General features: G+C 66.0%; 22 protein-coding genes and 2 tRNA genes. 14 read left to right on the plus strand and 10 right to left on the minus strand.

Features of this window, described 5'->3' with window-relative positions; all coding sequences use genetic code 11:
- Nucleotides 1–58: 58 nt before the first annotated feature.
- Nucleotides 59–146: transfer RNA gene (locus HV786_RS02845), tRNA-Ser, on the minus strand.
- Between the two features lie 123 nt (nt 147–269).
- On the opposite strand from HV786_RS02845, the gene HV786_RS02850 reads away from it, so the two are divergent.
- The 14 genes from HV786_RS02850 to HV786_RS02915 all read left to right on the plus strand — a co-directional run bounded on the left by HV786_RS02850 (nt 270) and on the right by HV786_RS02915 (nt 14417).
- On the plus strand, nt 270–1247 hold the full coding sequence (locus tag HV786_RS02850; RefSeq protein ID WP_128827608.1) for an NAD(P)H-quinone oxidoreductase: 978 nt from the start codon (nt 270–272) through the stop codon (nt 1245–1247).
- Nucleotides 1248–1399: 152 nt separating this feature from the next.
- Nucleotides 1400–2146 (plus strand): triose-phosphate isomerase, encoded by a 747-nt coding sequence (gene tpiA / locus HV786_RS02855; RefSeq protein ID WP_056321524.1) that lies wholly within the window; start codon nt 1400–1402, stop codon nt 2144–2146.
- Between the two features lie 21 nt (nt 2147–2167).
- Nucleotides 2168–2650 carry a preprotein translocase subunit SecG gene (secG, locus tag HV786_RS02860; protein ID WP_108006533.1) on the plus strand — a complete coding sequence of 161 codons (483 nt, stop codon included), beginning with the start codon at nt 2168–2170 and terminating at the stop codon, nt 2648–2650.
- A 77-nt stretch (nt 2651–2727) separates the two neighbouring features.
- Nucleotides 2728–3669 (plus strand): LysR substrate-binding domain-containing protein, encoded by a 942-nt coding sequence (locus HV786_RS02865; RefSeq protein WP_128829225.1) that lies wholly within the window; start codon nt 2728–2730, stop codon nt 3667–3669.
- Nucleotides 3670–3751: 82 nt separating this feature from the next.
- On the plus strand, nt 3752–5137 hold the full coding sequence (hglS, locus tag HV786_RS02870; protein WP_128829224.1) for a 2-oxoadipate dioxygenase/decarboxylase HglS: 1386 nt from the start codon (nt 3752–3754) through the stop codon (nt 5135–5137).
- 56 nt (nt 5138–5193) lie between these two features.
- Nucleotides 5194–6327, plus strand: a complete 1134-nt coding sequence (locus HV786_RS02875; protein ID WP_254599434.1) for an alpha-hydroxy acid oxidase — start codon at nt 5194–5196, stop codon at nt 6325–6327.
- Between the two features lie 84 nt (nt 6328–6411).
- Nucleotides 6412–7401 carry a Bug family tripartite tricarboxylate transporter substrate binding protein gene (locus HV786_RS02880; RefSeq protein ID WP_128829223.1) on the plus strand — a complete coding sequence of 330 codons (990 nt, stop codon included), beginning with the start codon at nt 6412–6414 and terminating at the stop codon, nt 7399–7401.
- A 139-nt stretch (nt 7402–7540) separates the two neighbouring features.
- Nucleotides 7541–7625: transfer RNA gene (locus HV786_RS02885), tRNA-Leu, on the plus strand.
- A 407-nt stretch (nt 7626–8032) separates the two neighbouring features.
- Nucleotides 8033–9523 carry a COG3014 family protein gene (locus HV786_RS02890; RefSeq protein WP_128829222.1) on the plus strand — a complete coding sequence of 497 codons (1491 nt, stop codon included), beginning with the start codon at nt 8033–8035 and terminating at the stop codon, nt 9521–9523.
- A gap of 1 nt (nt 9524) precedes the next feature.
- The gene (locus tag HV786_RS02895) at nt 9525–9968 is read left to right on the plus strand and encodes a putative periplasmic lipoprotein (RefSeq protein ID WP_158216718.1); all 444 of its coding nucleotides are present in this window, start codon (nt 9525–9527) and stop codon (nt 9966–9968) included.
- Between the two features lie 13 nt (nt 9969–9981).
- Nucleotides 9982–10602 carry a penicillin-binding protein activator LpoB gene (locus HV786_RS02900; protein WP_056321546.1) on the plus strand — a complete coding sequence of 207 codons (621 nt, stop codon included), beginning with the start codon at nt 9982–9984 and terminating at the stop codon, nt 10600–10602.
- An 11-nt stretch (nt 10603–10613) separates the two neighbouring features.
- Nucleotides 10614–12089: a DUF6844 domain-containing protein gene (locus HV786_RS02905; RefSeq protein ID WP_128829220.1), complete on the plus strand. Its 1476-nt coding sequence runs from the start codon at nt 10614–10616 to the stop codon at nt 12087–12089.
- A gap of 31 nt (nt 12090–12120) precedes the next feature.
- Nucleotides 12121–13380 carry a hypothetical protein gene (locus HV786_RS02910; RefSeq protein ID WP_128829219.1) on the plus strand — a complete coding sequence of 420 codons (1260 nt, stop codon included), beginning with the start codon at nt 12121–12123 and terminating at the stop codon, nt 13378–13380.
- 293 nt (nt 13381–13673) lie between these two features.
- Nucleotides 13674–14417 carry a YrbL family protein gene (locus tag HV786_RS02915; protein WP_252870285.1) on the plus strand — a complete coding sequence of 248 codons (744 nt, stop codon included), beginning with the start codon at nt 13674–13676 and terminating at the stop codon, nt 14415–14417.
- Nucleotides 14418–14437: 20 nt separating this feature from the next.
- Here HV786_RS02915 and HV786_RS02920 read toward each other — a convergent pair whose 3' ends face one another.
- From HV786_RS02920 to HV786_RS02960, 9 genes are all read right to left on the minus strand, one after another.
- Nucleotides 14438–15067: a helix-turn-helix domain-containing protein gene (locus HV786_RS02920; RefSeq protein ID WP_056321556.1), complete on the minus strand. Its 630-nt coding sequence runs from the start codon at nt 15065–15067 to the stop codon at nt 14438–14440.
- Nucleotides 15068–15153: 86 nt separating this feature from the next.
- Nucleotides 15154–16080 (minus strand): N-carbamoyl-D-amino-acid hydrolase, encoded by a 927-nt coding sequence (locus HV786_RS02925; RefSeq protein ID WP_128829218.1) that lies wholly within the window; start codon nt 16078–16080, stop codon nt 15154–15156.
- Entirely contained in the window at nt 16077–17549 is a 1473-nt protein-coding gene (locus HV786_RS02930; protein ID WP_175209943.1) for an N-acyl-D-amino-acid deacylase family protein, read from the minus strand. The genes HV786_RS02925 and HV786_RS02930 overlap by 4 nt, the downstream gene beginning before the upstream one ends.
- Nucleotides 17550–17586: 37 nt before the next feature.
- Nucleotides 17587–18585 carry an ABC transporter ATP-binding protein gene (locus tag HV786_RS02935; protein ID WP_128829217.1) on the minus strand — a complete coding sequence of 333 codons (999 nt, stop codon included), beginning with the start codon at nt 18583–18585 and terminating at the stop codon, nt 17587–17589.
- A 17-nt stretch (nt 18586–18602) separates the two neighbouring features.
- Nucleotides 18603–19610 (minus strand): ABC transporter ATP-binding protein, encoded by a 1008-nt coding sequence (locus tag HV786_RS02940; protein ID WP_152383625.1) that lies wholly within the window; start codon nt 19608–19610, stop codon nt 18603–18605.
- Nucleotides 19611–19618: 8 nt separating this feature from the next.
- Entirely contained in the window at nt 19619–20494 is an 876-nt protein-coding gene (locus HV786_RS02945) for an ABC transporter permease (protein ID WP_142050488.1), read from the minus strand.
- Nucleotides 20495–20507: 13 nt separating this feature from the next.
- Nucleotides 20508–21443, minus strand: a complete 936-nt coding sequence (locus HV786_RS02950) for an ABC transporter permease (RefSeq protein WP_128829214.1) — start codon at nt 21441–21443, stop codon at nt 20508–20510.
- A gap of 52 nt (nt 21444–21495) precedes the next feature.
- Complete coding sequence (locus HV786_RS02955) at nt 21496–23067, minus strand: ABC transporter substrate-binding protein (protein WP_128829213.1); 1572 nt, start codon at nt 23065–23067, stop codon at nt 21496–21498.
- A gap of 70 nt (nt 23068–23137) precedes the next feature.
- Complete coding sequence (locus HV786_RS02960) at nt 23138–24583, minus strand: M81 family metallopeptidase (protein ID WP_128829212.1); 1446 nt, start codon at nt 24581–24583, stop codon at nt 23138–23140.
- Nucleotides 24584–24692 lie beyond the last annotated feature (109 nt).

A 24692-nucleotide genomic window follows, 5' to 3' on the forward strand; every position in this document is an offset into this window, starting at 1 on the left:
CCTCCAGGGGGAATCTCCCGCCCATGGTACGCCCGAAGGGGACGGTTGCCGTTGATTCTGGCGGAAGCGGTGAGATTCGAACTCACGAACGGTTGCCCGTTGCCGGTTTTCAAGACCGGTGCAATCGACCACTCTGCCACGCTTCCGGGGGGCTTGCCTGGGAGGTCATCCAGGTATCGCGGCCGCCAGGCAAACATTCTGCCCGATCAAAGCCACGATATGCCGCAAAGGGCGCAATAATAATCCATTTGCTGCAAAGGAGGCACGCGATGCACGCTGTTGAAATCACCCGCCCCGGCGGCCCCGAGGTTCTCGTCCCCGTGGAACGCCCCACGCCCGAGGCCGGCGCCGGCGAAGTTCTCATCAAAGTGACCGCTGCGGGCATCAACCGCCCCGACGTGTTCCAGCGCAAGGGCAACTATGCCCCGCCGCGTGGCGCATCCGATCTGCCGGGCCTGGAAGTGGCCGGCGAGATCGTCGGCGGCGACGTGGCTGGCAGCGGTTTTGCCTTGGGCGACAAGGTCTGCGCCCTGGTGGCCGGCGGCGGCTATGCCGAATACTGCGTTGCGCCCGTGGCGCAGTGCCTGCCGATTCCCAAGGGTTTGTCTGACATCGAGGCCGCGGGCCTGCCCGAGACGTATTTCACGGTGTGGAGCAACGTGTTCGACCGCGGCCGCCTGTCCGAGGGCGAGGCGCTGCTGGTTCACGGCGGCGCCAGCGGCATCGGCACCACGGCCATCCAGCTGGCGCGTGCGATGGGGCATAAGGTGTACGCGACCGTCGGCAGCGACGATCGCGCACGCGCCGTCGAGGCGTTGGGCGCCGACAAGGGCATCAACTACAAGACGCAGGATTTCGTGAAGGAAGTCCTGGACGCCACCGGCGGACGCGGCGTGGACGTGATCCTGGACATGGTGGCCGGCGACTACATCGCCCGCGACATGCAGTGCCTGGCCGATGACGGCCGCATCGTCATCATTGCGCAGTTGGGCGGCTCACACGCCAATGTGGATACCGCCCAGGTCATGCGCCGCCGTCTGACCATCACCGGCTCGACCTTGCGTCCCCGTCCGGTGGCCTTCAAGGGCGCCATCGCGCGTGCCCTGCGCGAGCACGCCTGGCCGTTGTTGGAAAAAGGGGCCATCAAGCCCATCGTCCATGCCACCTTCCCGCTGGCCGAGGCCTCCAAGGCGCACGCCATGATGGAAGGCGGGGAAAACATCGGCAAAATCATCCTGACCATGTAAGAAACGCGCGGCGTTCGGCGTATCGCCGCGCAACAGGATACAATCTCGGGTTTCGCCTGGAATTTTTTCCAGGCAGGCCCGTGGGCGGTTGCTGCACAAAGCCCCTGTAACAGGTCCTCCCACCTCAGACCCAATCGTCAGACAAATTCGCCATGACTTCAGTCGAAAATCGCGCCCGCCTCGTGCTGGGCAACTGGAAGATGCACGGCAATCTCGCCGAGAACGCCGCGTTGCTGACCGAGCTTCGTGCCGCGGATGCGGCGGGCCACTGCGAAATCGGCATCTGCGTTCCGTTTCCCTACCTGGCGCAGGCCGCGTCGGCCCTGACCGGCAGCAGCGTGTCCTGGGGCGCGCAAGACGTCAGCGCGCACGACAAGGGGGCGTATACGGGTGAAGTCTCCGGTTCGATGCTGAAAGAGTTCGGCTGCCGCTGGGCGCTGGCCGGCCATTCTGAGCGCCGCGTCCTGCACGGCGAAACCGACGAGATCGTGGCCGCCAAGGCGCAGGCCGCGCTGGCCGCCGGCCTGACGCCCGTGGTCTGCGTGGGCGAATCCCTGGCTGACCGCGAAGCCGGCAACACGCTGGCCGTGATCGAACGGCAGCTCAAGCCCGTGCTGGCGCTGGGCGCCGACGCCGTCTCGCGCATGGTTCTCGCTTACGAACCCGTCTGGGCCATCGGCACCGGCCGCACGGCCTCGCCGGAGCAGGCCCAGGAAGTCCATGGCGCCATCCGCGCCGCCCTGCGCGCGCTCGGCGCTGCGCAGGTTCAGGTGTTGTACGGCGGCAGCGTCAAGGCCGCCAACGCCTCCAGTTTGTTCGCCATGACTGATATCGACGGAGCCCTGGTCGGCGGCGCGTCGCTCGTGGCCGAAGAGTTTTTGCGAATTGCCGCCATCTAAGTTTCCGTTCCGGAGTCTGTAATGCCCCTGATGCTCAAAATTCTGCTGGCCGTCCAAGTGATCTCGGCGCTGGCTATCATCGTCCTGGTCCTGCTTCAGCAGGGCAAAGGCGCCGACATGGGCTCCGCTTTCGGTAGCGGCTCGTCGGGCAGCCTGTTCGGCGCCACCGGCGCGGCGAACTTCCTGTCGCGCGCCACCAAGTGGTCCGCGGTCGTGTTCTTTGCCTCCACCGCTGGCCTGGCTTACTTCAGCCACAAGGGCACCAGCGGTCCCGCCGTGGATTCCGGCGTGATGCAGAGCTTCCCGGCCGACCGTTCGGTCCCGCAGGCCCCGGGCTCCTCGGTGCCCGCCACGCCGGGCGCATCGTCCGTGCCGGGCGCGTCGTCGGTGCCCGCCACCCCGGCTCCCGCCACGCCTGACGCCTCCGTGCCCGCGGCCCCGGCCACGCCGGCTGCGCCTGCCGCTGAAAAGCCGGCGCAAGCGCCCGCCGCTCCGGCAAAGTAAGGGACTGCATCAGAAAGGCCGGCGCAAGCCGGCTTTTTTTATGCTTGCGATATTGAAGCGATCCGCGTGGGGAAACCATGGAAAAGCGATTGATGCCGTCGATGATGGCGCTCCAGTGTTTCGAGGCGGTGGCGCGGCACATGAGCGTCACGCGTGCCGCCGAAGAGCTGCACATGACGCAAAGCGCGATCAGCAAACAGATTGCGCAGCTTGAGGCGTTGCTGCGCAATCCGCTGTTCCTGCGCGTGCGCCGCCGGCTGCAACTGACGCCCGCCGGCGCGCTGTACCAATCCGAGGTCAGGACGATCCTGAACCAGGTGGACATGTCCTCGCGGTACATCCTGACCTACGGCAGCGAAACGCAGGTGCTGACGATCGGCACCCAGCCCACCTTCGGCTCGCGCTGGCTCATCCCGCGGCTGCAGCGTTTCATGGCCGCGCACCCGGACATCCAGGTCAAGGTGCGCAGCGAAACCCGCCCGTTCGACCTGATGCAGGCCAAGATCGACATCTCGTTCTTCTTTGGCCACGGCACGCTGCCCGGCGCGCAGTGCCTGGAACTCTTCGAGGCCGACGTCGTGCCGGTGTGCGCGCCCGGGTTCCTGCGCGGCGGCCGGATCGCCAGCCTGGACGAACTGAGCCAGCAGACGCTGATCCAGTGCGCGTCGCGTCCCGAAGCGTGGCATGACTACTTTTCGCATCAGCAGTTTCAGTCCGACAGTAGCTATCACGGTCCGCGGTTCGATACCTTCTACATGTGCGTGCGGGCGGCCGAGGGCGGCTGTGGCATCGCGCTCACGCCGCGTCTGCTGGCCGAGGAAGAGCTGCAAGCCGGCAAGCTGGTCATTCCTTGGGGTTACGTGCAGCCCAGCGACGGCGCGTACTTCGTGGCGTATTCCGAACACTCTGCCGAGGTGCCCAAAATCAAGCAGTTCGTCGCATGGGTGCGCGACGAGGCGTGCCAGCAGGAGGCGCGTGGCGGCACGCGCGGGCAGTCCATGAAAAAACGGACTGATTAAGCCGATTTTTTTCATTTGATCGAGCGCCGGCGGGCGTGATCTCATGCGGGCCATCCTTGTTTACCGATGTGCCGAGCCCGCCATGAGTCAGAACTTCGTCAATCCCGATCAGATCCGCGCCTGGTTTTCGCGCGCCATGTCCGACATGTACAAGCAGGAAGTCCCGCTGTACGACACCCTGCTGGACCTCGTGGCGCAGGTCAATGCGCGGACGATGTCCGAGCAGCCGGAACTGGCCGCGCAACTGGCGCGCACCGGCGAGATCGAGCGCCTGGACATCGAACGCCACGGTGCGATCCGCGTCGGCACGCCTGAGGAACTGGCGAACATGCGCCGTGTGTTTGCCGTGATGGGCATGCAGCCGGTCGGCTACTACGATCTGTCGCCTGCGGGCGTGCCCGTGCATTCGACGGCCTTTCGCGCCACGCACGAGGCGGCGCTGCAGGCTAGTCCGTTCCGCGTCTTCACGTCGCTGCTGCGCCTGGAGCTGATCGATGACGTGGCGCTGCGAGAGAAGGCCGCCCGCATCCTGGCGGCGCGCCAGATCTTCACGGACCGCGCGCTGGCGCTGACTGCCCGCTTCGAGGCGGAAGGCGGCCTCACCGAGGCCGACGCGCGCGAGTTTGTCGCCGAGGCGCTGCATACCTTCCGCTGGCACAGCGAGTCCACGGTCAGCCTGGACGACTACCGCGAGCTGCACGGCCAGCATCGCCTGATCGCCGACGTGGTGGCGTTCAAGGGTCCGCACATCAACCACCTGACTCCGCGCACGCTGGACATCGACGAAGCGCAGGCCGAGATGCCGCGGCGCGGCGTGTCGGCCAAGGCCGTCATCGAAGGCCCGCCGCCGCGCAAGTGCCCGATCCTGCTGCGTCAGACGAGCTTCAAGGCACTGGAAGAGCCCGTGCGTTTTGCGGGCGCCGACGGCGCCAGTGCGGTGGGCAGCCACACGGCTCGCTTTGGCGAGATCGAGCAGCGTGGCGTGGCGCTGACCCGCAAGGGCCGCGCGCTGTACGACCAGCTGCTGGATCTGGCCCGCAGCCGCATCAGCGGCGCGCCCAACGAAGGCAATGCGGCGGCCTACATGCAGAACCTGCAGGATTGCTTTGCGGCATTTCCCGACAACTACGCGGCGTTGCATGACCAGGGGCTGGCGTACTTCCGCTACTTCCTGACGGGCAAGGCCGGCACGCCGCAGAGCTCCGAGCTGTCTGCCTTGATCGACGCGGGTTACATCCAATACGAACCCCTGGTGTATGAAGACTTCCTGCCGGTCAGCGCGGCCGGCATCTTCCAGTCGAACCTGGGCGACAAGGCGCAGGCCGAGTACGCGCAGAACGCCAGCCAGACGGCATTTGAAGCCGCGCTGGGCGCCCGCGTGCTGGACGAGCTGGCCCTTTACGACGACACGCAGGCGCGCTCGCTCGACGCCTGCCTGCAGGCGCTCGCCGCGCCCGTGGCCGCATGAGCCGGCTGGATCGATGCCTGTCTGTGGGTGACTTCGAACGCGAGGCGCGGCGCATCATGCCGCGCTGCGTAGAAGGCTACATCTGCGGCGGCACGGAAGACGGCGCGTCGCTGTCCGAGAGCGTGCGCGCCCCCCGCGACATCGGCTTTCGGCCGCGCGGGCTGCGCGTGGTGGACCAGCGTAGCAGCCAGGTCAGCCTGTTTGGCCAGGATTACGCCATGCCGGTGGGGTTCGCGCCGACCGGCTTCTCGGCCATCGTCATGCATGAATGCGATCTGGCGTTGGCGCGCGTCGCCCAGGAGACGCGGATTCCGTTCATCATCAGCGGCGCCTCAAGCGTGCCGCTCGAACGCCTGCAGGAGGCGACCGGCAACCGGTGCTGGTACCAGGCCTATCTGCCCGGCAACATCGATCGCATCGGCAAGCTGCTGGCGCGGCTGCGCGCGGCCAGCATTCCCGTGCTGGTTGTCACCATCGACACCTGCGTGGGCGCCAACCGCGAGAACCTGCAACGGCTGGCCTTCACCGTCCCGTTCAAGATGAGCGGCCGCGTCGTGCTGGACGGCATGCTGCATCCGCGCTGGACGCTGAACGTCTTCATGCGCACGCTGCTGGGCAGCGGGGTGCCCCGGTTTTCGAACCTGTACGAAGAGATCGGCCCGCCCATCACGCAGGACCCGCCCAACGGCTTTCGTGGCGAGCGCGACAAGCTGTCGTGGGAACACATCCGCTGGATCCGCGACAACTGGCCGGGCAAGCTGGTGCTCAAGGGCGTCATGCACCCCGACGATGCGCGGATGGCGCATGCGGCGGGCGCGGACGGCGTGATCGTGTCGAACCACGGCGGCCGCCAGCTCGACGGCTGCATTTCGCCGCTGCAGGCATTGCACGATGTCGTCGCCGCGGTGCCCGAAGGCTATCCCGTGATGGTCGACGGGGGCTTCAGGCGCGGCGCCGACGTGCTCAAGGCCGTGGCCCTGGGCGCGCGAATGGTCTTCACCGGCCGCCCGCAGCTTTTCGGCGCGGCGGTGGCGGGCGCCGCTGGCATCCGCAAGGTCGCGCGGATCTTTCACAGCGAGATCTCCACCAACATGGCGCTGCTGGGCTGCGGCACGCTTGCCGACGTCACGCCGGACCTGATCGCTCCGGTGCAACCAGCCGGACCCTGGAGTTCCCAGTCGGCCGTCTGATTCCCACCGGGCCGCACGGCCCGGACAACAACAAGAAATGGCGCGGCGTAACGTCGCGTCCCACCGCTTTCAACAGGAGGAAACATGAAAAACATCTATTCCAAGCTGGCTGGCGTTGCCGCGGCGCTCGCGTGTGTCGTGGGCGGCCCCGTCCAGGCCCAGGCAAACGGCTATCCCACCAAGCCCGTGCGGCTGGTCGTGGGCTACGCGCCGGGAGGCACGACCGACATCAGCGCCCGTATGATCGCGGACGTGCTGGGCAAGGAATTTGGCCAGACCTTCGTGGTCGAGAACAAGCCGGGCGCCAACAGCAACATCGGCGCCGAGACCGTCGCCCGCGCGCAGCCGGACGGCTACACGTTCTTCGTGGGGTCCATCTCCACGGCGATCAACCAGTCGCTGTACTCCAAGATGTCCTATGACGCGCTCAAGGACCTGGACGCGGTCGCGCTGCTGAACGTGGTGCCCAACATCCTCGCGGTCAACGCGAACGTGCCGGTCAAGACCGTGCAGGAATACATCGAGTACGCCAAGAAGAATCCCGGCAAGCTGACCTGCGCCTCGCCCGGCAACGGTTCGTCCGCCCACCTGGGCTGCGAACTCTTCAAGATGAAGACCGGCATCGACATCCTGCACGTTCCGTATCGCGGCAGCGGTCCGGCCGTGGCCGACCTGCTGGGCGGCCAGGTGGACTCCATCTTCGACAACCTGCCGCCGCTCCTGCCGCACGTGCGCGCCGGCAAACTGACGGGCCTGGCCGTCACCACCGGCAGCCGCGTGCCGTTCGCGCCCGAAATCCCGACCATCGCCGAATCCGGCGTGCCGGGCTTTGACGTGGCGGCCTGGTTTGGCCTGTTCGCGCCCGCCGGCACTCCGCCGGAGATCGTGCAGAAGGTCAACGCTGCCATCAACAAGGCCCTGACCTCCGACTCGGCGCTGGCCGCCAGCTACCAGACCAACGGCTTTTTGCTGCCCCCGCCGCCGAACACCCCGCAGGCGTTCAAGGCGTTCATGGAAAGCGAAACCCGCAAATGGGGCGACGTGGTCAAGGCGACAAACCTGCAGATCAACTGATCGGCGGGCAGGGCGCGAGGGCAGCGATGACCCTCGCGCCAGGCGCTTTGCGGATAAAGCGGGACGGCTTTCCCGCTTTCAAAATTACGTGATAGAATGCTCGACTTTCCAGCAAGGTTCGCCTTGTTGGAGTGGTCAAGCCGACGTGGTGAAATTGGTAGACACGCTATCTTGAGGGGGTAGTGGCGAAAGCTGTGCGAGTTCGAGTCTCGCCGTCGGCACCAAGAAATTCCTCGCAATGAACCCGCATCTCTCTTTGAGGATGCGGGTTTTTTGTTGTTCAGACGGCGCCGGGCTCGGCATCAGGCTCGGCGCCGGACTCGGCACCCCATCGGCCGGCTCTGCCTGGCTCGGTTGCATCTCCGCCGTCGCCCTCTTCGACCACCCCGGCGACGTCTCCCTCGATCTGCTATCCGCCTGATCGTCGTGACGGCGCGATCCGTTGTCACTCCACGTCCGTTTCCCGATCTCCGCAAACCGCTCACGCCCTAGGCGTGCGCGATGAAGAGCCGCGCGGTGTGTCACAAGGCGGATACAAATAACGCTTGAAATGTGGTTAAAAATAACCATGTGTTACCATCGCACCCGATCTATGTAACCAAGTATTTGAATTAACTACAAGGAGAGCAGGATGCGCCGCATGGGGTGGGTGGGAAAGGGGGTGCTGGTTGCGGCTGTTGCCGTGCTGTCAGGTTGCGCGGGGACGCGGACCGTAAGCGAGAAAGACGCTTCCATCCACCTCGCCGCGTCGGATTACCAGGCTTATGCCGCGCGCTACCTGGACGCGAAGGGCCAACCGACGTATGACCCGGCCAGCCTGCTGGACGCGCTGGAAGCGGGCAAGGCATTCAACGACGCCGGCATGTGGGCGCTGAGCCGCGACGCATTCAACGCCGCGGCCACCCAGCTCAACTGGAAGGAAGACACGGTCGAAACGCCGGCCGAAGTCGCCAATCTGATCGGCACGACCCTGACCAGCAGCGCGTTCGGCGCCTATCAGGGCAAGATCTACCAGGGCTCCCTCGTCGACTACTACCAGGCCATCAATCATCTGATGCTGGGCGACGAGAGCAATGCTCGGGTGGACTTCAACCGCTTGCAGGTCCGGCAGGGCAACGCCCAGACCCAGCTCAAGGCCTATTCCGACACCGTCAACGCGTCGGTGAAGACCGGTTTGGCCGACGAGAAGAGCGAGGGCGCCAAGAAAAGCCTGGGCGAGGTGGGCCCCAAGATCGCCGACGGCGTGAAAGATCTGCCTAGTGGATTGAAGTCGTCGAAGATCCGCCTGTCGGCCGGTGACGCAATGAGCGCCGTCTTCCGTGCGACGTCCTCGTCCACGTCCGACAAGCGCTCGAACGTGTCCCGGGACATGTTGAAAAGCGCCGACGCCGCCAGCGCCACGCGCGGCGGCAATGCGGTCCTTGCCTACCTGAGCCGGGAGCTGCAGCAGGGCAAAGGCGTGTTGAAGAACAAGGTCATCGTGCTGTACGAAGACGGCGTCGGACCCGGGTTCAAGGAGTTTCGCATTGACCTGCCCCTGTTCATCGTCAGCGACAAGGTCACCTATAGCGGCATCGCGCTGCCCCAGTTTGTCCGCGGACAGGCCGCCTACGGCAGCCTGAAGGTGGGTTCGGGCAAGACGCAACAGGAAACCGCTGTCCTGACCGACCTGAACGAAGTGGCCGGGCTGGAGTTCGATGCCGGCTACAAGGGCGTGGTGGCCAAAGCCGTGATTTCCACGGTCTTGAAGACCACCGCCCAGGCCGCTGTGAACAACCAGATCGACAAGCAGAAGGCGGATCCGCTGGTGGCCGGACTGTTGAAGCTGGGAACCGGCGCCGTGCAGTACGCCTTGACCAAGGCGGACGTTCGCGCCTGGGCCAATCTGCCCGACACGCTGCAAATGGTGGTGGTCGACCGCCCGAAAGACGGTCGGCTGACGCTAGCCGCCGCCCAGGGCGAATCCATTGCACAGATCCCGCTGCAGGAAGACGTCAATACGCTGGTGCTGGTGAAAGCGTCCGGCACGGCGGGCAAGCCGGCTGTATACGTGCAGCCGCTGCCGGCCCAGGCGCCGGTCACCCAAGCTGCCGCGCCGGTCAAAGTTGCCGGTGGTCTCTGACATGCGGGCGCTTGTTCGAGGATTGGCCATCGTCCTGTTGACGGGGATTGCTGGCGGGGTGCAGGGGGAAACACGCGTGCCGCTCGCGGCGCCCCGGGTCATCACCTGCGACATGACACTGGCCCCCGAAACGGCCCTTCAGGTCGTGGATGAGGCCAGCCCACAAGGGGCGGCGGTCGAGGGCGCGGCGTTGATCGACCTGCGCAACGGCATGAAGGCGGTGCAGTTCTCTGTCCGCAACGCGCGCGACCCCCAGCCCTTCGGCGTGATTCTGCGCGTCCGATACGCGGTCCAGTGGTTTGACGATTGCGGGCGCCGCGTCGTCAACGGCGCCCAGGTCGTCGATGGCCTGGCGTTGGACCCTCGGCGTCAGGAAATCATCCAGTCCACGGCCATGGATCCCCTGGCCACGCGCGCCATCGTGCGCATATACGTTGAAAACTGAGCATCAAACATCCATGAAAAAAGCATCTCTCATCGCCCTCCTGGCGCTGTCGCTGGCGGGCTGCCAGAACATGGCAGTGGTTTCCAGCAACCCGAATGGCGATCTCAGCCGCACCGGCCAGCCGGGCATGGTGTCCTTCGGTCTGCAGAACACGGATTTTGAGTACGCGTCGAAGAAGGCCGTGCAAGAGTTCCTGGAATCTCCCTACGCCAAGAAGCCGGGCGGCGGCCGCTGGGTCGTGCAGATGGGCGAAGTGGTCAACGACACGACGTTCCGCATCGACACCGCCAGCATGACCTCGCGCATGAAGATCGCGCTGACGAAGACCGGCCAATTCATCTTTACCGGCGCGACGGGCGCCGAACGCACGGACTTCGTGAAGGACTCGCGTCAACTCAGCAAGTCCAAGATGTTCAACCAGAAGACGGTCGCCCGTAACGGCACCGTGGTCGCGTCCGACCTGGAAATGGGAGGCGCGATCCGTCAGCGCACGGTTGTCGACGGCGCGCAGAAGCAGCAGCAGCTGGAGTACGAATTTGATTTCCGCGTGGTTGAGCGTGATACCGGCCTGGAAATTTTCCAATCCCTGATCCCCATCGAGAAGCTGGGGCCGAATCAGAATTTCGCATGGTAAGAGGCCGCGTCATGTCCAAATTAACCCCGATCGTCCTGGCGTTGTCCCTGCTTGCCGCAGCCGGCACGCCGATGCAAACCGCGCTGGCGCAAACCCCGGCACAGCCCGCAGCACAACCCGCAGCGGGCGTGCACGCCGTGACCCCTGTTCCCGGCCAGGCGCCGGAGGCGCTGCTTGACAAGGCCACCGGCGCCAATGCCATGGGCGATGAGCCCGTCCAGAGCTATGAAGACTGGGTGGCCGAATTCGAAGAGCAGTTCGGCCAGGCGATGGGCAAGGCCCAGGATGGGCGAGTCTTCTACGCCGGCTTTGCGCCGCTGTCGGTCGACAGTGCGGCCAATCCGCATTACGGCACGCAGTTGGCTCTGGCCTACGAGCGCGCCGTGTTCGACATGCAGGCCGATTACATCCTGTCGACCTATGGCCGCCTGACCACCCAGACGATCCTGACGCGTTTTGAGGACCAGTCCAGCAACAAGGACGTCTTCGATCCGGTGGAGCTTGAAGCCGCGCTGAAAGCCGGTGGCGGACGCTTGGAAGCCTTGATCGACAAGGCGCTGACGCTGCTCGACAAGAAACTCGATAACGCGTTGGTCGAGGAAGGCGTCCCGGCGGAGGACGTCAAGAAGATGACCGTGGAACAGAAGAAAACGCTGTTCAAGGACAATCTGAGCAAGAGCGTGACCAAGTCGGCATACCAGAACATGCAAGGCCTGGTGCCGGTGCAGACGCGCATCTTCTCGCAGACGGCAAATGGCAAGAAGGCCATGCTGGTGGCGGTGATCGCGGTTCAGTCTGAAAAGACCAGGCAATTTGCGCAGGACATCGCGCGCAAGCGGCCGACGCTGGTCAAGGGCGACCCCAAGTCGCTCAAGGACCTGCTGCCTGCCAATGAAAAGGGGTATCTGAACGAGGTTGGCCTGCGATTCACCTACGACGAGGCCGGCCGTCCCATGCTGCTGTCCTATGGCCGCGCATCGGTGCCGATGGACCCGAGCTGGAGCGCGTCGCGCGCGATTCGTGCCAAGCAGACGGCTCAGGATATCGCGCAGGCGATGGCCGAGGCCAACATCGTTGCCTTCATGAACAACAACATCCGGATCTCCGAGAACACGGAGATGGGCGACGTCAACGAAGACCTGGCCCGCCAGGTTACCGAGATCGAGAACGGCAAGGTTGGCCAGAGCCAACAGATCAAGGAACAGATCGCCGAAACGATCCAGAAACGGTCGCGCACCGGCACGGCGTCGGCAAGCGGCGAGTTGCGTGGCACCAGCATCGTCAAGCGCTGGTCGACGCAGGACGGCAACGGCGTCGAACACGTGGGAACCGTGGTGGGGTGGACGTACGGGCAATTGGAGAACGCCAACGCCATCGACGCGCAGATGCGCGGTCGCGGCAACGGCGCGCAGCCGAACGGCGCGGCCGCCACGGCCACCGACCAGAACCGCTCGTCGAAGTCCATCAACAGCAAGCATGACTTTTAACGGCGGTTGACCGCCCCTACAGGATCACTGCATGAAAGCCGTTCTTTCGACCCTGCTGGTTTCGTTGGCAATTTGTCTTGGCCTGATGCCGAGCGCCCAGGCGCAAGTCACTGAAGCTTCCGTGACGGCCGATGGCCAGGGCATGAGCCGTGAAGAGGCCATTCAGGCCGCGCTGGTCAGCGCGGCCGGGCAGGCGTTTGGCGTGCGCTTGTCGGCGCAGTTCGTGACGCAGAACGTGTCTGTCGATGCGTCCGTGGACAATCAGGATCATTCCACGGTCGTCAGCGCCATGAACAAGAACATTCGCCAGACGCTCAATACGCCGCAGAATGCGCCGATACTCGGTTATGACGTCAACAACGTGGCTGAGTTTCCGGGCCGCGGCTGGGAAGCCACCGTCACGTTGCGCTACGCCAAGTACGAACGCCTGGGCGCGGACAGCAACCGCCGCAGCGTGGTCGTGGTCAGCAACAGCAGGCAGTTCCGTCCTCAGTTGATCCAGACCGTCGGCGAATCGCTGGTGGGCACGCGGCGCTTCGATGTGCTGAATCGGGAAAACGACAGGCTCTTCCAGGATGAGAAGGAGTTCATCCTGGGCGACGCGGCGGCCAATCCCGAGGTCGCCCGCCTGTCGCAGGCCAGTGGCGCCGATTATCTCGTGGTGGCACAGTTGCAGAGTCTTGGCGTCAGCAACAACCAGCGCGAAACCATTGCCATGACGGGCGAAGTCCTGGTCAACAGCAGCGCCAGCGGCACGCTGCAATTGCAAGTGATCGAGTTCTCTTCCCGCAAGATCAAATGGTCGGGGTCGCAGAAGTTCGGCGGCAACTATGCGGGCGCCACCAGTGTGGGCGCCGATACCCTGAACAAGCTGATCGGCGGCGCCGCCGACAAGCTGGTTGCCCGCATGGTGGATGCGATCTATCCGATGCAGGTCATCAAGGTGATGGGCGATACGGCCATCATCAATCGCGGAGAGGGCGGCATCGCAGCGGGCGACACCTATGCGGTCTTCCTGGTGGGCGAAGAACTGCGTGATCCGCAGAGCGGAGAATCCCTGGGTGCGATGGAATCCGAAGTCGGGCTGGGGCGGGTCACGGAGGTCAAGCCCAAGTTCTCTTTCCTGAAGATGGCGTCGGGCACCCTGAGCGAAGGCGGCAGTTACATCGTGCGCAAGACCGACAAGAAGGTCCAGGCGCCGGCGGCCGCCAGGCCCGCCCCGAAGCGCGCATCGGCCGCTGCCGAGAAGTCCCAGGCCCCGGATCGCGCAAACGTGTTTCTCAATAATTGAGGCGTATCGGCCAGCCAATCCGGAAAATGTTTCCGGATTGGCCTGGAAAACAGATTTCCATGTTGGGAAACAATCGACCGCCGCCCGGGATCGTCTAGGTAACCGGGCCCATTCCGGCGAAATCCCCGGTTCGGCCGTGCCATCGCCCGCTTGTGCGCGGGCAGATGCCCGCATACCATATGGCCACCACGCGCCTGCGCCATCCTGCATCCGTTCGTTTGGATAGAACGGTTCGCCGCGCTACCCCGCAAGTTTTCAACGACACAGTGCAGCAGTCGTCTCCAGAGATTGCCATGCTAAATGCGTCCGTCCGGCGCGATATTGCCGAACTGGCCCCGCTATCGAATGATCTGAGCGTCCTGCCGCGGATGACGTTTCATGCCGCGTGGGCGGCCAGTCCCTTCGACGTCCTGGACTTGAGACCGCTCTCGATCGCCGCGGCGGGCAGCGAACGGGACGTGTATCTGCACCCGGCCGACAGCTCGCTGCTCATCAAGATCATCAATGGCGCGCGCCGCAGCCAGCCGGACCGCAAGCGGGCCTGGTACAAGCGCTTTCAGCGGGATGACGCGCACCGGGTGTTCATCATGGAGACCGTCGAGTACATCGCCACGTCCGCGCGGCAAGGGGCGCATGTGGGCAACGTGCTCATGGCGCGCATCTTTGGCCTGGTGCTGACCTCGAAGGGGTTGGGGCTGGTGGTCGAGCGCATCGTCGACGCCCACGGGAACCTGGCGCCCACCCTGAAAGAGGTGGTGGCGCGGCACGGGTTTTCCCCAGAACTGCGGCATCGCGTGCATGACTTCATCATGGCGCTGATCGATGCGCACGTCATCTTCAACGACGTCAGCGCCAGCAATATCGTCGTGGGCTTCAATGCCGAAGGGCGGGAAGGCCTTTATCTGGTGGACGGCTACGGCTCCAAGCAGCTGATTCCCGTGTATTCGTGGAGCAAGGCGCTCAATGGCCGGCGCATCTTGCGCCGCTACGACACGATGACGAAAAAGCTGCTGGCCGCGAGCGCGCGCCGCCTTTAGGCACTTAGGCGCTTAGGCGCTCAGCCCTTCAATCTGTCCGGCACGTCGTCCATGTCGCTGCACACCGCCAGCACCTCGGCCGGCTTTCTGCTCAGCGACAGATACACATGCCCGATACTGCTGTCGAAATACGCCGATTCCAGGCGGTTCAGCACGACGCTGTCGCCGTTTTCGAACTGGATGCGGACCTTGCCCGACAGGACCACGACGAACTCCTGCCCGGGATGGCGGATGTAGTCTTCAAACTCCACCACCTTGCGCGAGTCGATCATGGCGACCATCGGCAGCATCTTCTTGCCGGGGTATTCGCCCATCAGCAGGCGGTAGTGATAGTTCTCGGTGATGTAATCGCGGGCGTCGCTGAGCCGGTTCTTGACGAAGGTGGGAGCGACCGCGGCCTGCGCGGCGTCGCGCAGCATGAACATGCGGGTCATGTCGATGTCGAGCGCGCGGGCCAGGGCGGCGAATTTCTCGTAGCTGAGGGCGATCTGGCCGAGTTCAGCCTTCGATAGGGTCGATACCGCGATGCCGCTGGCCTTGGACAGCGCCTGCAAGGTCATTTTCCTGGCCTTGCGCTCGGCGCGCAGGCGGGCGCCCATTTCTTCCTTGCCCACGATCTCGGGCGGGGATGTGTTGCCGGTTGGGGCCATGTAGCGGTCTGGCTGATAGGGTTGAAGGCAGGGGCAGGGCCCGCAAGCCCCGCCGCGTGTAGCCGGATTGTAAGGGGTGGGCCGGTTCAGGCGGGCGGTTGGGCGCCGGTGCGTTCGACGATCATCCGGTAATGCTCGGGCCGGCGGTGGGCGGCGAAATTGAAGATGTTGGCGCGATAGTGATCCGACACCGACAGGTCGCAGACGAAATTGATGACCTCGTCGTCCTCGGAAAAGGTGCGCACCATGATTTCGCCGGTGGGCGCGACGATGCAGGATCCGCCGATCATCGGGTTGCCTTCCTCGACGCCGGCCTTGGCCGCCGCCGCCACCCAGCAGGCGTTCTGGTAGGCGCCTGCCTGCAGCGACAGCAGGTGATGGTGCATGCGCAGGTGGATCGGCTCGTTCCATTGCACGTAGCCCGACGGCGTGTTGTAGCCGGCCATGACGACCTCCACGCCCTGCAGGCCCATGACGCGAAAGGTCTCGGGCCAGCGCCGGTCGTTGCAGATGCACATGCCGATGGCGGCGTCCGGCGTCTGCCACACGGGAAATCCCAGGTCGCCGACGGCGAAGTACTTCTTTTCCAGGTGCTGCAAGGGGGCGCCGTCGACGGCCTGCGCGTCGCCGGGGATGTGGATCTTGCGGTACTTGCCCACGATCTGCCCGTCGCGGCCCACCAGGATGCTGGTGTTGTACTGCGCGCCGTCAGCGAGCTCGGCGTAACCCAGGTAAAAGCCGATGCCTTTGTCGCGCGCCGCGTCGAAGAGGGGGCGGGTCAGCGGGCCCGGCATCTCGGTCTCGAAGAATTCCTGCACTTCGCGGGGATCGTCCAGGGACCAGCGCGGAAAGAAGGTGGTCAGGGCCAGTTCCGGGAACGTTACCCAGGCGGCGCCGCGGCTGTGCGCGTCGTCAAGCAGGTCGATCAGGCGGCGCACGACCTGCACGCGGGTGTCGCTGCGCTGGACGGGGCCTAGCTGCGCGACGGCAAGGTGGAGCTTGCGGGCGCTCATGCGCCGCTCCCGGCGGCGGTCCGGGCCAGGACGCGGCCGGCGTGCTGGCCGGTGAAGGCCTGGTCTTGCCAGACGGGCGCGCCGTTGACGTAGACCGAGTGGATGCCCGCCGCGCGTTCGGTGGGGCGTTCGAAGGTGGCGGCGTCCGCCACGGTGGCCGGGTCGAAGACCACGAGGTCGGCAAAGTAGCCGGGCTGCACCTGCCCGCGCTCGGCCAGGCCGAACTTGGCGGCGGTCAGGCCCGTCATCTTCCAGACGGCGGTTTCCAGCGGGAACAGGCCGAGGTCTCGCGAATAATGGCCCAGCACGCGCGGGAAGGTGCCCCACAGCCGGGGATGCGGGCGCTCGTCGTGGGGCAGGCCGTCCGATCCGATCATGGTGGGGCCGAACTTCAGGATGCGCTGGACGTCGGGCTCGTCCATCATGAAGTAGATGGCGCCTGCCGGTTGCAGGTCCGGGACCACGTCGTACTTGGACTTGCCGCGCTCGGCGGCCACTTCGTCCAGGTCGCGGCCGCTCAGCTCCGGGTACGGCTTGCACCAGGTGATGATGGTTCGGCCGGCCAGCAGCACGCGGTCCTGCTTGAGCATGGTGGAGCCGGCCACGTAGGGGTAGGCGTCCAGCGAGACGTCCTGCTTGGCCATCGCGGCCTCGATCAGCGGCAGCGTCTCTGCCGACCGCCCGAAGTTGGGCTGGCCCATGACCTTGTGATGCGAGATCACGACGGGCACGTCCAGTTCGCGGCCGATGCGGAAGGTTTCTTCCAGCGCTTGCACGATGTGTTCGCCTTCGTCGCGCATGTGCGTGGCGTAGATGCCGCCGTGCGTGTTCAGCGGACGGCAGACCTCGATGATCTCCTCGGTGGTGGCCTGGGCCGCCGGCGGATAGAACGTGCCGGTGGAGATGCCGATGGCGCCGCTGGCCAGCGCATCGTCGGCCAGCGATTGCATGGCCTGCACTTCGTCCGGGGTGGCGGCGCGCTGCAGGTCGGACATGACGGCCGCGCGCAGCGTCGAATGGCCGACCATGCAAGCGGCATTGACGGCGGCGGGCGTGGCGCGCAGCGCGTCCAGGTAGTCGGAGAAGCGTTCGAAGCGGTAGGAGCCGCCTTCGTCCAGCAGGTCCAGCGGCGCGGGCGGGCTGGCGTGGGCGTGGGCCAGCGGCGCCAGGCTGATGCCGCAGTTGCCCGTGACGACGGTGGTGACGCCCTGCGAGATCTTGGGCGTCATGTCCCGGCGCTTGAGCAGGTAGTTGTCGTCGTGCGTGTGCGAGTCGATGAAGCCGGGGGCCACCACCTTGCCCGATACGTCGATGCGGCGGCGCGCGGCGCTGCCACTGAGGTCGCCCACGGCGGCGATGCGGTCGCCGCGCACGCCCACGTCGGCGCGCTGCCCGGGGGCGTTGGTGCCGTCGATGACGGTGCCGCCGGCGAGGATGTAGTCAAACGGGGTGGCGTCGGGCTGGGACATGCGGTTCTCCGGCAAAGTGGGATCGGGCAATGGAGGATCAGGCGAAGTGGCAGGCGACCCGCTGTTCGGCGGCGACCTGGCGGGGCTGGGGCGTTTCTTCGGCGCAGCGTGGCTGCGCCATGGGGCAGCGGGTACGGAACGCGCATCCGGACGGGGGCGACAGCGGGCTGGGGATTTCGCCCTTCAGCACCTCGACGGGGTTGCGCTCCCCGTGGCGCGCGGACGGCACGGCTGCCAGCAGCGCCCGGGTGTAGGGGTGGGCCGGACGGTCGAAGATCGCATCGCGCGTGCCGATCTCCACGATCTTGCCCAAATACATCACGGCCACGCGGTGGCTGATGTGGCGCACGACGCTCAGGTCGTGCGAGATGAATACGTAGGTCAGCCCCAGGTCGCGCTGCAGGTCCATCAGCAGGTTGATGACCTGCGCCTGCACCGACACGTCCAGCGCCGAGACGGGCTCGTCACAGACGATGAGGCCCGGGTCCAATGCCAGGGCGCGCGCGATCACGATGCGCTGGCGCTGGCCGCCCGAGAACTCATGCGGATATTTGTCCGCGGCATCGGGCCGCAGGCTGACGCGCGCCAGCAGCTGCGACACGCGCGCACGGATGGCCTCGCGGTCGTGGCCGAAGTTGCGCAGGGGCTCGCCGATGATGTCGCGCACGCGCATGCGCGGGTTCATGGACGAAAACGGGTCCTGGAAGATGAACTGCATGCGGCGGCGCATGGCGCGCAGCTGGCTGCTATTCATCTTGGCGAGGTCTTCGCCCTCCAGCAGGATGCGGCCCTCGGTGGGATCGGTCAGGCGGATCAGGCACTTGCCGGTGGTGGACTTGCCGCAGCCGGACTCGCCGACCAGGCTGAGCGTCTGGCCGCGGGGCACCGACAGCGAGATGCCGTCGACTGCGCGCAGCACCTTGGCGCCGCGCCCGCTGTCCACGGGAAAGTGCTTCTTCAGGCCGATGACTTCCAGCATGGGCACCGCGGTGGCGGCAGGCACGGAAGACGCGAGGGGAATGTCGTGCAGGTTCATGGCAGGTCTCATGCGTCTCAGGCGGTCAGGGCGGCAGGAGCCGGTGCGTCCTGGCGGGCCCAGCACCAGACGCGGTGGCGGGCGCCCGCGTCGGTGGCGCCGGGCGCTTCTTCGGTGCAGCGCGGCAGGGCCTCGGGGCAGCGCGCGGCAAAGGCGCAGCCGCGCGAGGCGGGTGTGCGCACCGGGACGATGCCGGGCAATTCGGCAAGCCGCGCGGTGTGGTCCTGCCCGTCGACGAAGTCGGGCAGCGAACGGATCAGCGCCTGCGTGTACGGGTGCTGAGGGCGGTCCAGCACGTCGTCCACGCTGCCTTCCTCGACCTTGCGGCCGGCGTACATGACGATCACGCGCTGGCACATCTGCGCGACCACGCCCAGGTCGTGCGTGATCAGCACGATGGCCGTGCCCAGGCGCGCCTGGATATCGCGCAACAGATGCAGGATCTGCGCCTGGATGGTGACGTCCAGCGCCGTGGTGGGCTCGTCGGCGATCAGGACCTTGGGCTGACAGGCCAGCGCCATGGCGATCATGGCGCGCTGGCGCATGCCGCCCGAGAGTTGATAGGGGTACTCGCGCACGCGGCGCGCCGGGTCGGAGATCTGCACCAGGTCCAGCAGCGCCTCGGCCTGCGTCAGCGCCTCGCGCCGCGACAGGCCCTGGTGCAGCATGAGCGATTCGCTGATCTGCTTGCCCACCGTGATCACGGGGTTCAAGGAGGTCATGGGCTCCTGGAAGATCATCGAGATCTTGTTGCCGCGAATGGCGCGCATCGATTTCTCGGGCAGGGCCAGGAGATCGCTGCCGTCGAATTCGATGCTGCCGCTGGCGACGCGGCCGGGGGCGCGCAGCAGCCGCATGATGGACAGCGACGTGACGCTCTTGCCGCAGCCCGATTCGCCCACCAGGCCCAGGGTTTCGCCGGGCAGGAGGTCGAACGAGAGCTTGTCGACGGCCAGCACGGTCGTGTCGTCGCCGTCGAAACAGGTGGTGAGGTCTTGCACGCGCAGGACAGGATGGGGTTGCATGTGCGCTCCTACAGCTTCTTGGCCAGGCGGGGATCGAGCATGTCGCGCAGCCCGTCGCCGACCAGGTTGACGGCCAGGACGGCCACGCCCAGAAAGAGGCCCGGATACAGGATGATGTGAAACGCCACGGCCACGAAGTTGCGGCCTTCGGCCATGATGTTGCCCCAGCTCGGGATGTGCGGCGGAATGCCCACGCCCAGGAAGCTCAGCACGGCTTCGGTCAGGATGGCGGAGGCCGCGATGAACGTGGCCTGCACCATCAGCGGCGCAAACAGGTTGGGCAGGATGTGGCGCATCAGGATCGACGGCACCCGCGTGCCGACCGAGACGGCGGCCTCGATGTAGGGCTGCTCGCGGATGGTCAGGACCAGCGCGCGCACCAGCCGCACGACGCGCGGCACTTCGGGAATGACGATGGCGATGATGACGGTGCCCAGCCCGCCCTTCAGCGTGGCCATCAGCGCAATCGCCAGCAGCACGCCGGGGATGGCCATCAGGCCGTCCATGATGCGCATGATGACGGCGTCGATGCGGCGGAAGTAGCCTGCCATCATGCCCAGCACCACGCCAGCGGCGGTGGAGACGACCGCGACCACGATGCCGACCAGCAGCGAGATGCGGGCGCCCCAGACAGTGCGCGAATAGACGTCGCGGCCCAGCGCGTCGGTGCCGAACAGGTGTTCGGCCGAGGGCGGCTTCATGCGCGCCAGCGGATTGATCTCCTGCGGGTCGACGGTGGCCAGCCACGGCGCGGCCAGCGCGATGGCCGCGAGGATGATGAGGATCGCGCCGCCGGCGTACAGCATGGGATGGCGGCGCACCGATCGGAACGCGCGCCGCAGGCGCGGCCGCGCGGCGGGAAGGGGTAGGGTGGTCGTGTTCATGCGTGGGCTCTTCTCAGTAGCGGATGCGGGGATCGAAGAGCCGGTAGCTCAGGTCGACCAGCAGGTTGATCAGCACGTAGATGCCCGAGGCCACCAGCAGCACGCCCTGGATGACCGGATAGTCGTGGCGCAGCACGGCGTCGATGGTCAGGCGGCCCAGGCCGGGGATCGCAAACACGGTCTCGGTCACGACGACGCCGCCGATCAGCAGCGCCACGCCCACGCCGATGGTCGTGACGATCGGATTGGCGGCGTTCTTGAGCGCGTGCCAGACGATGGGACCGGATGACAGGCCCTTGGCGCGCGCGGTGCGGATGTAGTCTTCGGACAGGGCCTCCAGCATGGTGGCGCGCGTCATGCGCGTCAGCAGCGCCATGTACACCAGGCCCAGCGACAGACAGGGCAGCACCAGGTGGCGCAAGTAAGGCACGAGGCCATCGGCCAGGGGTTTATAGCCCTGCACCGGCAGCCAGCCGAGCTTGATGGAAAAGCCGTACACCAGGCTGTAGCCGATCAGGAACACGGGCACCGAGAACGCGCACACCGCGCCCACCATCACCAGCCTGTCCAGCCACTTGCCGGCGTTCCATGCCGCCAGCACGCCCAGGGGAATTGCCGCCAGCACGGCGAACAGCATCGTGAAGAGCGCGATCGAGATCGTCGGGCCCATGCGCTGGGCGATGAGCTGCGAGACGGGCATCTGGGTGGACATCGACGTGCCCAGGTCGCCCGTGGCGATGTGGCTGATCCAGATGCCGAACTGCTGCAACAGCGGCTTGTCCAGGCCCAGGTTCTGGCGGATTTTCTCGACGTCGTCGGCGGTGGCGTTGTCGCCCGCGATCACCGCCGCGGGATCGCCCGGCGACAGGTGTATCAGCAGGAACACCACAACCGCCACGACGGCCATGACGGGTATGACGGCCGCGATGCGGCGCAGGATGAATTTCACGCTGGATTCCCCCCGGCTTGCGGCCGGGCGCGCGCGGCGCCCGGCGTCGGCCTTACGGTTTTTCGATGTTCCACATCACCGGGATGCCGGACTTGACCAGCTCGGTGTGCTTGAGGCCGCGCACGGCAAAGACGGGCTTGAACTCGCCCCACATCACGTAGGGCACCGTCTGGTAGGCGCGCGCCTGGATCTGCGCGGCGATGTCCTTGCGCTTGGCGGCGTCCGTTTCGCGGATCCAGCTGGTGCGCAGGGTGTCCAGTTCCTTGTCGCAAGGCCAGCCCGGCAGGCTGTTGCCGCAGGCGGCGGACAGCCACGGGTTGGTCACCGGCGTGCTGGCGTCGAAGTAACCGCCCCAGGTCAGGAAGATGTTCCAGCCGCCTTGCGCGGGCGGATCCTTCTTCAGGCGGCGTCCGGCAAGCGAGGCCCAGTCCATGGACTGCAGGTCCACGTTCACGCCGGCCTTCTTCATGTTCTGTGCCAGCACCATGACGGCGGGAGCGCTCAGGTGATCGGTGGGGTACAGCAGCACGACCTTCTCGCCCTTGTAGCCCGATTCCTGCAGCAGTTGCTTGGCGCGGGCCACGTCCGGCTTGGCGTAGGGCGCGGCGCCCGCGTCCGTGGCCAGGGGCGAACCGCAGATGTACATGGTGGGGCAGTAGTCGACGCGGTACTTGTCCGGGTAGCCCATCGCGGTCAGCATTTCCTTCTGGCTGACCAGGTGATACAGCGCCTGGCGCGCCAGCGGGTTGTTGAACGGCGGATGCAGGGAGTTGAGGATCACCATGCCTTGCGATGCAACCGACGTGCTCAGCGTGATGTCGGGATTGGTTTCGAGCACCGGCAGGAAGTCAGGCGTGACCTGTTCGATCATGTCGACCTCGCCGTTCATCAGCGCGGCTGTCGACGTGTTGCCGTCAGGGATGTAGACCCACTCCACGCGGTCCACCTTCACGTTCTTGCCGCCCGCCAGGCCGTCCGGCGCTTCGGACCGCGGCACGTAGGCCGGGTTCTTCACGTAGACCACCTTGTTGCCGGGCACCCATTCATCCCGCTTGAAAAGGAACGGACCCGACCCGACCATCTCGGTCACCTGGGTGTTCGGATCGGTGGCGGCCAGCCGCTTGGGCATGATGAAGGGCGGCATGCCGGAGGGTTTGGACAGCGCATCCAGCACCAGGCCGAAGGGCTCTTTCAGGGTCAGCGTGAACGTGTTCTCGCTCGTGGCCGCCAGTTCCGCGCCCGCCGCCATCATGGCCTGGCCAAGCGTGTCTTTCTTTGCCCAGCGCTGGATCGAGGCAATGCAGTCCTCGGCCGTCACCGGCGTGCCGTCGCTGAACTTCAGGCCGGGGCGCAGCGTGAAGGTCCAGGTCTTGCCGTCCTCGGACTTGGTCCAGGTGTCCACCATCTGCGGCTTGACCTGGCCTTGGCTGTCCTGGGCGAACAGGGTGTCGAACACCATGTAGCCGTGGTTGCGCGTGATGTAGGCGGTGTTAAAGAGCGGGTCCAGCGTCTTTAAGTCCGCGTGCGGCACGAGGCGCAGGGTTTTGGTCTGGGCGAGCGCGCCGGTTGCGGCGCTCATGGCCAGGAGCGCGGCGGCTCCCAGCAGGCTGAAACGTCTGATCATGGATTTCCCCTTGTTGATTCTGTTCTGCCCGTCGCGGGCGGCTTGGGTGGTTGGTCCTGGGCCTCGGGTCTCACTGCTTGAACGGCCACTTGGGCAACTTGCGCTTGACGAACGGCAGCGTGTTGAGGTCATTCGTGATGGCGCCGGGCGTCTCGACGTAGATGACGTGGCGGCCCACCTTGGAGTACGACGCGTAGAAATGCTGCGAGGACTTCACGATGATGAGTTTCATCGCGGCCAGGTCCACGCCGAATTGGGTAAAGAGGTCCGTGCCCATCGCCTGAGTGCGCGAGGTGGTCATCACAAGCGTCACGCCGCGGGTGCGCACGACGGCAACGTCGCCCAGCAGCGCGGGCGTGCCGGCCAGGCCGGTCATGACGGCGTCGCGCTTGAGCGCCACGATCTCGCAGTCCAGGTCGAGCGGCTGGCCGGACACCGGCGCCACCTTGCCGCCCACGCGCAGCTTGATCTGGGCGCCTTCACCAGCCTCGAAGCACAGCTGCACGGCAACCGGGTCCCAGAACGGGCCGGTGGCGACATCAGTGATGCCGCGCGCCAGCACGCGATCCAGAATGAACGTGGCATCGCTGGGCGCGCCGCCGCCCGCGTTGTCGGCCGAATCGGCCAGCACCACGGGAAATTCGGTGTGCGCCAGCGCCTGGTCCAGCGCTTCGTCGGCGCCGGGGTAGGGCGGCGCAAGCTGGTCGCGAAAGCCGATGATCTCTTCGCCCAGCGTGCGCGCCAGCGCCTCGGCCTGCGCGGGGTTGCCGTCGGTATAGACCAGCACCTTCGAGCCCATGTCCGGCGTGTCGCCCCACGGAAAGCCGTGCGCGATGGACACGGACAGCACGCCTTCCTTGCCCTCCATGGCGAGCAGGCGGTCCACGAAGCTGCGCATCGGCTCGCGGCTGGTGTGCATGATGGAAATCATCTCGCAGTCGAAGACCGCACGCGCGGGCTTGATGCGGCCCTCGGCGCGCGCCACGCACAGGTCGACCAGGTCGAAGGCGCGCTCCAGGATGTCGGTATGGGGGTATTCCTTGAAACAGACCAGGAAGTCGGCGCTCTGGACCATCGCATCCGTCAGGTGGCAGTGCGGGTCGAGCTCTGCGCCGATCACGGTATCGGGGCCCACGATCTCGCGCGCGCGGCGCAGCAGGTCGCCTTCGCAGTCGTCGTAGCCGTCGGCGACCATCGCGCCGTGCAGGCCAAAGAGGGCGATGTCGACCTTGCCCGCGCGGCGCAGGTCGTCCAGCAGCTCGTCGCGCAGCGTCTCGTAGGCGTGGCGGGTCGTGATGCCGGCCGGCGTCGCACCTGCCGTCAGCCCTTCGATGAGGGTCCAATCCTTGCCCGCGGCGCGCTGGCGCGCCGCCCACAGGGGGCCCGAGAACATCTGCATGCGGTCCGGATGCTGGCCGGCCGGAAAGTAGCCGCGCGCCCGGTAGGAGGCCAGGCCGGTCGGGATGGGAGAAAAGGTGTTCGTCTCGGTCGCCAGCGACCCGGAAAAGATCTTCATGAATGACGCTCCGCGCAAAAGAGGGGGCTTTAGGGCGCGGGCATCGGGGCGCGCGCTTGGGGTGTCGCCCCGCCAGGCGCTGCGCCTGGCGGTGTCATGCAATCGAACG

This window comes from Achromobacter mucicolens (assembly GCF_902859725.1).
Lineage (GTDB): Bacteria > Pseudomonadota > Gammaproteobacteria > Burkholderiales > Burkholderiaceae_B > Achromobacter > Achromobacter mucicolens.